Source organism: Gilliamella sp. Fer1-1 (assembly GCF_001690825.1).
GTDB lineage: Bacteria > Pseudomonadota > Gammaproteobacteria > Enterobacterales > Orbaceae > Gilliamella > Gilliamella apicola_C.
Map to the genome: position 1 here is coordinate 82,837 of NZ_LZGX01000092.1, position 11,758 is coordinate 94,594.

The 11,758-nt window shown below is 35.5% G+C and carries 11 protein-coding genes and 1 other RNA gene; all 12 read left to right on the forward strand.

Annotated features, from left to right (window positions below; all coding sequences use genetic code 11):
• Positions 1 to 67: 67 nt before the first annotated feature.
• Positions 68 to 307, forward strand: a complete 240-nt coding sequence (locus A9G28_RS10415) for a YecH family metal-binding protein (RefSeq protein WP_065566738.1) — start codon at positions 68 to 70, stop codon at positions 305 to 307.
• Positions 308 to 530: 223 nt separating this feature from the next.
• On the forward strand, positions 531 to 1,193 hold the full coding sequence (locus tag A9G28_RS10420) for a hypothetical protein (RefSeq protein ID WP_065580633.1): 663 nt from the start codon (positions 531 to 533) through the stop codon (positions 1,191 to 1,193).
• A 14-nt stretch (positions 1,194 to 1,207) separates the two neighbouring features.
• Positions 1,208 to 2,770 (forward strand): glucan biosynthesis protein G, encoded by a 1,563-nt coding sequence (locus A9G28_RS10425; RefSeq protein ID WP_081297883.1) that lies wholly within the window; start codon positions 1,208 to 1,210, stop codon positions 2,768 to 2,770.
• A gap of 21 nt (positions 2,771 to 2,791) precedes the next feature.
• A complete protein-coding gene (mdoH, locus tag A9G28_RS10430) occupies positions 2,792 to 5,152 on the forward strand; it encodes a glucans biosynthesis glucosyltransferase MdoH (RefSeq protein ID WP_065580634.1) in 2,361 nt (786 codons plus the stop codon).
• Positions 5,153 to 5,215: 63 nt separating this feature from the next.
• Positions 5,216 to 6,190, forward strand: a complete 975-nt coding sequence (gene epmA / locus A9G28_RS10435) for an elongation factor P--(R)-beta-lysine ligase (RefSeq protein ID WP_218057372.1) — start codon at positions 5,216 to 5,218, stop codon at positions 6,188 to 6,190.
• A 2-nt stretch (positions 6,191 to 6,192) separates the two neighbouring features.
• Positions 6,193 to 7,548, forward strand: coding sequence for a DNA recombination protein RmuC (gene rmuC / locus A9G28_RS10440; protein ID WP_065580636.1), 1,356 nt, complete (start codon positions 6,193 to 6,195; stop codon positions 7,546 to 7,548).
• Positions 7,549 to 7,648: 100 nt separating this feature from the next.
• A complete protein-coding gene (gene xseB / locus A9G28_RS10445; RefSeq protein WP_065566743.1) occupies positions 7,649 to 7,894 on the forward strand; it encodes an exodeoxyribonuclease VII small subunit in 246 nt (81 codons plus the stop codon).
• Complete coding sequence (gene ispA / locus A9G28_RS10450; RefSeq protein WP_065566744.1) at positions 7,878 to 8,756, forward strand: (2E,6E)-farnesyl diphosphate synthase; 879 nt, start codon at positions 7,878 to 7,880, stop codon at positions 8,754 to 8,756. The genes xseB and ispA overlap by 17 nt, the downstream gene beginning before the upstream one ends.
• Positions 8,757 to 8,778: 22 nt before the next feature.
• A complete protein-coding gene (gene dxs / locus A9G28_RS10455) occupies positions 8,779 to 10,635 on the forward strand; it encodes a 1-deoxy-D-xylulose-5-phosphate synthase (RefSeq protein WP_065566745.1) in 1,857 nt (618 codons plus the stop codon).
• 7 nt (positions 10,636 to 10,642) lie between these two features.
• The gene (gene zapA / locus A9G28_RS10460; protein ID WP_065566746.1) at positions 10,643 to 10,927 is read left to right on the forward strand and encodes a cell division protein ZapA; all 285 of its coding nucleotides are present in this window, start codon (positions 10,643 to 10,645) and stop codon (positions 10,925 to 10,927) included.
• Between the two features lie 65 nt (positions 10,928 to 10,992).
• Positions 10,993 to 11,174, forward strand: a non-coding RNA gene (gene ssrS / locus A9G28_RS10465) — 6S RNA.
• Positions 11,175 to 11,203: 29 nt separating this feature from the next.
• On the forward strand, positions 11,204 to 11,749 hold the full coding sequence (locus tag A9G28_RS10470; protein ID WP_065580637.1) for a 5-formyltetrahydrofolate cyclo-ligase: 546 nt from the start codon (positions 11,204 to 11,206) through the stop codon (positions 11,747 to 11,749).
• Positions 11,750 to 11,758: the final 9 nt, after the last annotated feature.

Below are 11,758 nucleotides of genomic sequence, written 5' to 3' on the forward strand. Positions count from 1 at the left end.
ATCTTTCGCCATTCTAAATAGCGAATATTATGCTTTAAATAAACAAAAATTTGCAGAGGAGGTTTTAATGTCAATTCACGGACATGAAGTATTGCGTATGATGGAAGGAAACAATTACACAGAATCTTCCTTATTTAATGCTATCAAAAATAAGTTTGGTGAAAACGCCGTATTTCACACCTGCTCTAAATCTAACATGAATGCCGAGCAACTTATTGCTTTTCTAAAAGCGAAGGGTAAATTTAAGCCTTCTGTTGCTCATAAATCTGAATTTACCGTCGATAATAAAAAAATATGCAAACATTAGGAAGAAGTAATTATATCTAATGTAGGCTTTTTATAAATTTAATTTAATCTACTGGTATTATTTAAAAAAATAAGAGTATATAATTTCCGGCTATATTAATAATTGTTATAAGCGATTTTTGTTATAAAAATGCAACTAAATGAGTAATACTGTTACTCCCTTTGAAATTAACCGAATTGAAATTAACCGAAATAACTAAAAATATGCTCATGGAATTTGATAAATGAAAGTAAGTAAAATCCTTATATGCACCATTATTTCTATTCTTGCCGCAGGCTGTGCAAAAAAAAATTTGCCTACAAAAAATAGCGAGGCAATTTCAAAGACAGAGCAACTATCTTTATTAAAACAGCAAACAGAAGCTAATGACCCCTATGTCGTTGATGCTAAAACTCAATTGCTGCAAATTATTGGCGATAAAAATTTCGACAACTATGTTATTAAACGTGGCATCTTAAATTGTAAAAGTGACAATACCCCATCATCTTGTGTATTAAGTTTTTATCTGAACGAAAATTATAAGTTAAAATATGATAGGCAACTTAAAAAAGTAGTTGAAGAAAATCAAGCTGAACATAATATTGAATTAAGCAAAATAAAAGCAACCGAAAACAATATTAAAAATTATTGCCAGTATTCGGCTGATTTTGTTACTGCAATTTATACCAAAGATACCACTAAAATAAAGCAATACTTTCAACCACAATTCAAAATGTCTGAACAAGATATCTTATCCTTACAAACAAAGATTGCCAAAGATAACTATTCTCACTTCCTGATCGATGAAAATCCTAGCATTCTTCAAGAGATCAAAGTAGATTACGTTGAAAAGTGCTTGAGTGATCCCCAAAAAAATATTATCAATTACTTCAATATTTTTAGATAATAATGCGAGTCTGTATGTACAACTTATTACCCAATACCCCTTTTAGTAAAAAGCTAATTAGCAAGATGCTTTGCATGGCTTGCGTTTCTTGCATTAGTTTTTCTTCGTGGGCTTTCTCATTTGATGATGTAGCTGAAAAAGCAGAAAAACTATCCAAAAAGGCTTATGTTCAACCATCTAAAAATATTCCAAATGAATTAGCATCTTTACAATTTGCTGATTATCAAAAAATCCTATTCAATCATCAAAAAGCCTATTGGGGCGATCGAAAAAATCGTTTCAAACTTGAGTTTTATCATGAAGGGATGTACTTTGATGTTCCAATAAAAATCAATGAAATTGTCGATAATAAAGTCAACCCAATCGAATATGATCCAAATTATTTTGATTTAAGCCCAATCAATCTGGATAAACTAAGTAGTAAAGATCTTGGGTTTGCTGGTTTTAAAGTCCATTATCCAATTAATAATCCAACAAAAACTGATGATGAAATTTTTTCGGCTCTTGGTGGCAGCTATTTTCGTGCCGTAGGAAAAGATCAACATTATGGTCTTTCAGCTAGAGGTCTTGCCATTGACACTGGTGAAATGTCTGGGGAGGAGTTTCCGCGTTTTAAAGAATATTGGATTGAAAGACCTGAACCTAATCAAAAACACTTGGTTATCTATGCATTACTCGATTCGCCTAGTGTAACTGGTGCTTATAAAATTACGCTTGTACCAAGTATTGATACGACGATCACCGTACAAGCAAGAGTATTTTTCCGCAATTCAGTAAAAAAATTAGGTATTGCACCATTGACTAGCATGTTCTTATTTGGCCCTAATTATCCATCACCATTGCTAAATTACCGCCCTGCAATGCATGATTCTAATGGTCTTTCGATCTTAGCTAGCAATAATGAGTGGATATGGCGTCCATTAAATAACCCTAAACGTTTATCGTTTTCATCTTATAGTTTAGAAAACCCGAAAGCATTTGGGTTAATTCAGCGTGATAAAGGTTTTGATGATTATCAAGATCTTGATGATCACTATGAACAACGACCAAGTGTTTGGGTAGAAATACTAAACAACTGGCAAAAAGGTCGTGTTGAATTAGTTGAAATCCCAACAGCTGATGAGACTAACGACAATATCGTTGCATTTTGGGTGCCAGAAAAACAATACCAAGCTGGTGATGTGCTTGATACTAAATATCGATTACATTATACCTTAAACGAAAAACAGCGTTATCCCAATAATGTTGCACAAGCAATTAGTACACGCTTATCGCTAGGCGATATAAAACAAGCTAATTTAATTCGTAAACTTGATGGCTCTAATGCATACGTAATCGATTTCGCAGGCCCTGAATTATCAGAAAAAGATCCAGTTAAAGTGATTTCAAGCATTAATAATGGTGCTATTGTAAGTTGTGACGTGCAATACAATCCAATAATTAAAGGTTGGCGAGTCATTGTTCGATTCAACGTTGAAGATAATAAAAAAGCAACAGATATTCGTATACAACTTGCTTCGCAAGCAACCAATGAAGTGATTTCTGAAACGTGGAGTGGGCAATACCCCGCACAATAATTATTATAATAAGATAAAAATATGAAAAAAGATTACTTTGCAAATCTTTCTGGCGCTAAAGTTTGGCGTCAGAAATTTGAAGATAATGCGATTCCACCTGACGATGTCGAGTTTTTAAAATATCGTTTAAACCAAGTTGGCGATACTCGTTCTTTTATTGATGAGCGGCAACAACAACCAAGTTATCCTGAAGTGGATCGCGTTTCGATTCAACCCCAGATCTGGAACCAACGCTTTACTAGCAAAGCAAAGCATGGTACGAATATCCTTGCCTTAATTCGCCGTTTTATTATGTTTGCCCTCATTGCAGTACAAACATACTACGGAACCACTTATCTATCATCGTTATTGCCTTATCAAAGCTGGCAAAAAATCAATTTCATGGCTAATTGGGATATCAATCCTGAATTAGCTGTTTACAGCATAATACCTTATATTATTCAAGGCGCGATTATTACCTTATTTGCGATTTTATTTTGCTGGATCTCTATTGGATTTTGGACCAGTATTATGGGATTAATTTTAGCCGTAATGGGTAAAGATCGTTATACTATCCAAATTCCCACAAATCCAGCAGCGCATATTGATAGCAAGCATCGAACCGCATTAGTCATGCCCATTTGTAATGAAGATGTTGCTCGGGTTTTTGCTGGTTTACAAGCTACTTATCAGTCTTTAGCTGAAACAGGTCACGCAGCTTGTTGTGATTTTTATATATTAAGCGATACTAATGATCCAGATCTGTATGTTAACGAGCTAAAAGCTTGGGCTGAATTTAATGCAACGAAACAAAACAATGGCTGTAATATCTTTTATCGTCACCGAAAACGTAGAGTGAAACGTAAAAGTGGTAATATTGACGATTTTTGCCGTCGTTGGGGGCATCAGTACGAATACATGATGATCCTTGATGCTGATAGTATCATGACTGGCGATTGTATTTTGAAAATGATTGCCATGATGGAAATGACACCTAAAGCAGGTATTTTACAATCTCCACCAAAATCGGTAAGAATGACCACCCTTTACGGTCGTATTCAACAATTTGCCAACCAAATTTACAGCGATATTTTTTGCTCTGGTACACACTTTTGGCAATTAAGCGAAGCACAGTATTGGGGACACAATGCAATGATTCGCTTAAAACCATTTATTGAGCATTGCATACTATCACCGCTCCCAAAACGGAAAGAACCAATTCATATTTTATCGCATGATTTGGTTGAAGCCTCCCTTATGCGCCGTGCTGGCTATGGCGTTTGGATCGCTTATAATATGAATGGTAGTTACGAAGAACTACCAGGTAATATGATAGAAGATCTAAAACGAGACAATCGCTGGTGTATGGGAAACTTGATTAATTTAAGATTAATCTTCAAAAGTGGGATTAAATTGACACACCGCATAATGTTTGCAACCAGTGGCATGGCCTATATTTCATCATTATTGTGGTTGGTGTTTTTAATATTCTCAACCTTATTATTATTAGTGTTTAATATTTCCGAACCTCAATATTTCTTCCAACCTAACCAATTTTACCCAACTTGGCCAAGGTGGGATGAGCAATTGGCTATTCAACTACTTTCAACCACGATGGTTTTATTGTTTGCACCTAAATTCTTCAGCTATGGCATTATAATAGCGAGAACGAGAGCAAAAGATGTTGGTGGTATTATTAAATTAACTCTATCGATATTTGTTGAAATGATTTGGTCAATGATCTTAGCTCCAATACGGATGATCTTCCATAGTAAATTTGTACTTAAAGCTTGGATGGGCAGTAAAATCCAATGGAAATCTCCGTCCCGAAGTGATGATGCGCTAACGTGGGGGGAATCATTTTATTTTTGTTGGCCATTATCATTATTAGGTATTGTATGGTTAGCTGTGATTATCTGGTTAAACCCACAATTTACTTATTGGTATATAGCCATATTGATACCTTTAACCATTTCTCCTTTAGTGATTAGAGTATCTGGGCTTTCAAGCATTGGTATGAAAGCAAAGAAAATGGGATTATTCTTAACACCAGAAGAAACACATCCAGCAAGAGCTGTCACACTCACTGGAGAATATTTAGTTAAAACCGAAGCGGCATTTGTTGAGCATGGCTTTATTATAGCATTAGTCGATCCTATCTATAACGCACTTGCTTGTGCATTATCCACTTCTCGACATTTACCTAATACTAAAAATCAGCAAAAACGTATTGAGCTTATTGAACAATATCTGCAAACTGATTTAGAAAAAATCAATAAAGAACAACAGTTAGCAATTTTAGAAGATCCAATTATTCTTTCTGCATTACATCACCATATTTGGCAACAGCAAGAAAAATACGACAACTTATTTGCTTTGTGGCAAAATGAACGCCAACAATAAAAAATAGGGCCTATGCCCTATTTTTCTTCTTTTTAGTAACTAATCAAATCCATGGATATTTTTATGACTTGGCAACCTTCCGCATCTATTAATAATTTACTTAAACGTGCAAAAATTATTTCTCAAATACGTCAATTTTTTGCTGATCGTTGTATTTTAGAAGTTGAAACACCAACCTTAAGCCAATATGCAGTTACCGATGTGCATTTAAGTTCTTTTCATTCTACTTTTTTAAAACCCGGTGAATTTAATGAACAGCAAGGGCAAAAGATGTCATTAATTACCAGCCCTGAATATCACATGAAGCGTTTACTTGCTGCAGGTAGTGGCCCTATTTACCAAATGTGTAAGTGCTTTCGTAATCATGAAGAAGTCAGTCGTTACCATAACCCAGAATTTACCATGCTTGAATGGTATCGCATCCAATTTGACATGATGCAAATGATCAACGAAGTCGATGATTTACTGCAAACTATTTTGGATTGTGAATCTGCTGAGCGTATTTCTTACCAAAAAGTATTTCAACGCCATTTGAATATTGATCCATTAGAAGCTGATCATACAACATTAATCAATGCGGCAAACCAGTTGGATATTGGCATTAATGCCGAAAGTTATGATAAAGATGGATTACTACAATGCTTGTTCACTTTTGGTATTGAACCTTATATTGGTCAAGATAAACCTATTGCAGTGTATCACTTCCCAGCATCACAAGCAGCATTAGCTGCTATCAGCACAGAAGATCATCGCGTAGCGAGTCGTTTTGAGTTCTACTACAAAGGTGTTGAACTTGCTAACGGCTTTAAAGAACTTACAAACCCACAAGAACAACGAATGCGTTTTGAACAAAATAATTTGGATCGTACCAAGCTAAATCTACCTACACAAAATATTGACATTGAACTCCTTGCCGCAATGGAAGCAGGACTACCCGACTGTGCTGGTGTTGCTGTAGGGTTAGACCGTTTAATTATGATCGCGCTAGATGGCAATAACTTAAATGAAGTCATGTCATTTACTTTTGAAAGGGCTTAATTATGTTTAATGCTTTGGGATTAACCGAATGGCTCGCCATAATTATTGGCATAATCGCCCTAATTTTACTTGTGATTTTAATAAAATCTAAATTATTAATTAATAATTTACATCAACTATTTGCGTTGCAACTAACCCAGAAAAATGAAGAGAATCGATCATTAATAACCCAAACAAAACAACTGGAACACCAGTTAGATGACTATCGACAACAAAATCTAGCGCAAAACGTTAAAATTAGTGAACTCAAAACACGTTTAGAAGAAACGTTAAGAGCAACACAAGAACGTCAAAGTATACTAGAACATAGTGAACAACGACTTACGACTCAATTTGAAAATTTAGCCAACCGTATTTTTGAACACAGCGGTAAAAAAATTGAACAACAAAATAAACAAAGTCTTGATTTTTTACTCTCGCCACTCAAAGAGCAACTAGAAGGTTTCAAAAAGCAAGTGCAAGATAGTTTTGGTCAAGAAGCAAAAGAGCGTCACACATTAACGCATGAAATTCGTAATTTACAACAGCTTAATGAGCAAATGAGCAAAGAGGCAAATAACCTAACTAATGCACTAAAAGGCAATAATAAAACCCAAGGAAACTGGGGCGAATTTATCCTAAGCCAAATTCTAGATAATTCTGGATTACGATCAGGTTATGAATATGAAACTCAAGTCAATTTAACAAACGAAAGCAATCAACGGTTACAACCCGATGTCATTGTTCACTTACCTCAAGGGGGAGATGTAGTCATCGATTCAAAAGTGACTTTAGTTGCCTATGAGCGCCATTTCAATAGTGATGATGAAACAGTGAAAACAAAAGCGATGAGCGAACATTTAGCCTCTGTTCGTAATCACTTAAAACAACTTAGTCAAAAAGATTATCATAAACTGATTGGTATTAATTCATTAGATTATATTTTGATGTTTATACCTGTGGAACCTGCATTTCTTAGCGCTATAGACAACGATCCTACATTAATCAATGATGCTATGAAAAATAATATTATGATAGTCAGCCCAACCACTTTGCTAGTTGCATTAAGGACTATTCATAATTTATGGCGATTTGAGTACCAGAACCGTAATGCTGAACTTATTGCCGATAGGGCAAGCAAATTGTACGACAAAATGCGCGGTTTTGTTGAAGATATGGAAAACTTAGGTAACTGTTTAGATAAAGCTCAACAGACCTATCAAAATTCTATGAACAAATTATCGAAGGGTCGTGGTAATGTAATTGGACAAATAGAACGGTTTCGTGAAATGGGTATCGAAGTAAAAAAACCGATAAACTCAGATATTGCTTCACTGGCAATAGAGGAATCGAATAACAAAGATGAAATTGAAACCTAACAGGCTTTAACAATACTTGTGACATGATAAATAAACAAAACCTAGATTCACGATTATTTGAAATAAGTGTATACTCATCGAACGTAACGAGGAATTGAATATGGCAAAAAAACAAGATAAAGAATTAAGTTTCGAGGAAACACTTAAACAACTTGAAACCATTGTAAATCAACTAGAAAACGGCGAACTGCCTTTAGATGAGGCTCTAAATGAGTTCGAAAAAGGAATAAAATTAGCAAAAGCAGGTCAAAAGCAGTTACAGAAAGCGGAACAACGCATTGATATTTTATTATCTGAAAATAGTGATGCCGAACTGTCAGAATTTACAAATGATGATAATGAATAGTTTAAAACCGTTACAAGAACGAATTGATTCGTTTTTAGCTACATGCATTGCACAAATTGAAAGTTCAAAACTCCAACAAGCAATGAGTTATAGCTTACTGGCTGGAGGTAAACGAATTCGACCAATTTTAGTCTACTTAACAGGTCAATTGTTCAATTGCCCTCTTTCTAAATTAGATGAAGCTGCTGCTGCTATTGAGTCTATTCATACTTATTCATTGATTCATGATGATCTGCCGGCAATGGATAATGACGATTTACGCCGAGGCAAACCAACCTGCCATATCCAATTCGGTGAAGCTCAGGCTATACTTGCTGGTGATGCCTTACAAAGTTTTGCCTTTTTATTATTAGCAAAAAGTGAACGCCTTGATTCAAATGCCAAGATTAATATGATAACCGAACTTGCACATGCTAGTGGCGCTACTGGCATGTGCCTAGGTCAATCGTTGGATTTGTTGGCTACACATCAGTCAATTAGTGTGGAACATTTGCAAAATATTCATTGCTATAAAACAGGTGCTTTAATCAAAACAGCGATCCGTTTGGGCGCATTTGCTAGTGGCGAAATAGCGCAGCCTTATCAACTAATGCTTGATAACTACGCCGAATCAATTGGTCTGGCATTTCAAATTCAAGATGACATTTTAGATGTCATTGGCGAACAATCAATAATGGGTAAACCAAAAGGTTCAGATCTCATTCATGAAAAAAGCACATATCCAGCATTAATTGGACTGGATAATGCGATAAAGCTAACTCAACAACTTTATCAACAAGCTATCGATAGTCTTAAGCAAATACCTTATAATACGCAACCTTTGCATGACCTTGCTGGTTTTATTATTAATCGCAATAATTAGTAACTAACTAAAATATCACATAATGAATTTAAATAATTACCCTTTGTTAAAACAAATCAACTCGCCCGAGGATTTAAGATGTTTTCCTCAGTCGCAGTTATCCTCTATTTGCCTAGAGCTTAGGCAATATTTACTAACATGTGTTAGTCAATCAAGTGGTCATTTAGCATCGGGATTAGGTGTGGTTGAATTAACTACCGCACTACATTATGTCTATTACACTCCCTTTGATAAAATTATTTGGGATGTAGGGCATCAGGCTTATCCTCACAAAATTTTGACTGGTCGCAGAGATCAGATGCTCACTATTCGCCAAAAAGGGGGGCTTCATCCATTTCCTCATCGTAATGAGAGTGAATATGATGTGCTAACTACAGGGCACTCTTCAACTTCAATTAGTGCAGCGCTAGGAATTGCCATTAGCGAACAAAAAAAACAATCGGGAAAACAAGTAGTCGCGGTTATTGGCGATGGTGCATTAACAGCAGGTATGGCATTTGAAGCAATGAATCATGCTGGTCATATCAAACCCGATATGCTAGTGATTGTTAATGACAATGATATGTCGATTTCCGCAAACACTGGAGCACTTAACCAACATCTTACTCAAATTTTATCAAGCAAAGCCTATACATCTTTTCGGGAAAGTGGCAAACGTGTATTGGCCAATATTCCCCCTCTAAAAGAGCTCTTTAAAAAAACGGAAGAACACTTAAAAGGCTTAGTCACGCCTGCAACCTTATTTGAAGAGCTTGGTTTTAATTATATTGGCCCTGTTGATGGGCACGATATAGATAGTTTAGTTACGACTTTACAAAAAGTTCGCCAATTAAAAGGTCCACAGTTGCTTCATGTGATTACGCAAAAAGGTAAAGGTTATGAGCCAGCTGAAAAAGATCCGACACTATGGCATGGAGTACCTAAATTCAATCCTAATGATGGCATATTACCTGCCACGCCAAGAGCAATCCCAACGTATTCGCAAATTTTTGGCGATTGGCTATGTGAAATGGCGAAAAATGATAACCGTTTAATGGCGATAACACCTGCAATGGGTGAAGGTTCAGGCATGACAAAGTTTGCCAATCGTTATCCAGATCAATTTTTTGATGTTGCAATAGCAGAACAACACGCGGTTACATTAGCGGCTGGGTTTGCAATTAGTGGTTTAAAACCTATTGTTGCCATCTATTCAACTTTTTTACAACGTGCTTACGATCAAGTCATCCACGATGTCGCCATTCAAAACTTACCAGTACTGTTTGCCATAGATCGTGCTGGGATTGTTGGTGCGGATGGCGAAACTCACCAAGGAGCATTTGACTTAAGTTATTTACGTTGCGTGCCCAATATGGTTATTATGACGCCAAGTGATGAAAACGAGTGTCGACAAATGCTTTATACCGGTTATTTACATAACGGGCCTGTAGCAGTGCGTTATCCTCGTGGTGAAGGTACTGGAGCACAATTAAAACCATTAGAAGTAATCCCTTTAGGGCAATCGAAATTATGTCGAGAAGGAAAAAATATTGCTTTACTTAATTTTGGCACTTTACTAACCGAAGTATTACAAGCAGCAGAGCAAATCGATGCTACAGTCATTGATATGCGTTTTGTAAAACCATTAGATGAAAAAGTCCTTTTGCAGATTAGCCAAACACATAATATACTAGTCACCATTGAAGAAAACAGTATTAAAGGCGGAGCCGGTAGCGGCGTCGGTGAATATTTATTATCGAAAAAAATAAAATGTGATATTTTAAATATTGGGTTGCCCGATAAATTTATTTCTCAAGGATCTCAAAACGAAGTAAGGCAAGAAATAGGGTTAGATCCAAAGCACATTATCGATAAAATTAATAATTTTATGAATCAATAGGTTAAATATGGAAACTCAAGCTGTCACTATTCAAATTTTTGGAAGAACATTAAAATTTAATTGTCCGATTGATGAAGTTAACGCACTTAATAGTGCTGCAAAAGATCTCGATACGCGCTTAACAAATTTACGAGAAAAATCGCCACAGATCACCAGTGATCAACTTATTATGACGGCTGCACTGAATATTTCTTATGAACTTACAAAAGAAAAAGAAAAAAGTAATGAATTTAGCGATCGGCTAAAAATGTTACAACAATTACTTGATTCTGCCCTAAATACCAACAATTAATGTAATTAATTGTAAATTTAATACAAATAATCTTGTATGATTCGTCAAATTTTGTATTATGATATCTATCTCTGAGATGCTCGCGATATGGGTTAGTCCCCTGAGCCGATATTCTTATTTTTAGAACGGAGTGACTTTTAGTTGGTGTGTATGCCTTACTTGTAAGGAAACCTAAAAATTAAAACACGATGTTCACCTTGAACCTTGGGTTCAAGGGTTACGACCTTAACGGCATCTTGGAGTGCTTTTTCGACCTTTCAGCAAGTGTAAAAACTGATGAATATTAGGAAACTTATCCGTCAAAAAAGACGGCAATTACCCCCTACTGAACGCGACATTGCGCAACAAGTTATATACCAAAAAATTGCCCATCATCAAGCGATAAAAACAGCAAACAATATTGCTATATTTTTATCATTTGATGGCGAAGTTGAAACTAAGCCCATTATTGAATATTTATGGGAAAAAAATAAATCTGTCTACTTACCCATTATCAATCCTTTGGTGCCCACAGATTTGCTTTTTTTGCAATATACTAAACAAACTTCACTTATTAAAAATAAATTTGGTATATTAGAGCCTGAATTAAATCAATCAAAGATACTGCCTTACCATCAACTTGATATCGTATTTACACCACTCGTGGCTTTTGATCAACGAGGTTATCGTATGGGAATGGGAGGCGGATTTTACGACCGATTACTAGCAAATTATCAAGCCCAACAAATTTTACCTATTGGGCTTGCTTTTGCTTGCCAAAAAGTACAGCATATTGACAACAAACCATGGGATATTCGGTTGCCAGAAATTATTTATGCTTAAATTTATTAA

Bases quoted from the DNA above. Each gene is read 5' to 3' on its own strand.
- A9G28_RS10415 (WP_065566738.1), top strand. From the start codon at position 68: ATGTCAATTCACGGACATGAAGTATTGCGTATGATGGAAGGAAACAAT.
- A9G28_RS10420 (WP_065580633.1), top strand. From the start codon at position 531: ATGAAAGTAAGTAAAATCCTTATATGCACCATTATTTCTATTCTTGCC.
- A9G28_RS10425 (WP_081297883.1), top strand. From the start codon at position 1,208: ATGTACAACTTATTACCCAATACCCCTTTTAGTAAAAAGCTAATTAGC.
- mdoH (WP_065580634.1), top strand. From the start codon at position 2,792: ATGAAAAAAGATTACTTTGCAAATCTTTCTGGCGCTAAAGTTTGGCGT.
- epmA (WP_218057372.1), top strand. From the start codon at position 5,216: ATGACTTGGCAACCTTCCGCATCTATTAATAATTTACTTAAACGTGCA.
- rmuC (WP_065580636.1), top strand. From the start codon at position 6,193: ATGTTTAATGCTTTGGGATTAACCGAATGGCTCGCCATAATTATTGGC.
- xseB (WP_065566743.1), top strand. From the start codon at position 7,649: ATGGCAAAAAAACAAGATAAAGAATTAAGTTTCGAGGAAACACTTAAA.
- ispA (WP_065566744.1), top strand. From the start codon at position 7,878: ATGATGATAATGAATAGTTTAAAACCGTTACAAGAACGAATTGATTCG.
- dxs (WP_065566745.1), top strand. From the start codon at position 8,779: ATGAATTTAAATAATTACCCTTTGTTAAAACAAATCAACTCGCCCGAG.
- zapA (WP_065566746.1), top strand. From the start codon at position 10,643: ATGGAAACTCAAGCTGTCACTATTCAAATTTTTGGAAGAACATTAAAA.
- A9G28_RS10470 (WP_065580637.1), top strand. From the start codon at position 11,204: ATGAATATTAGGAAACTTATCCGTCAAAAAAGACGGCAATTACCCCCT.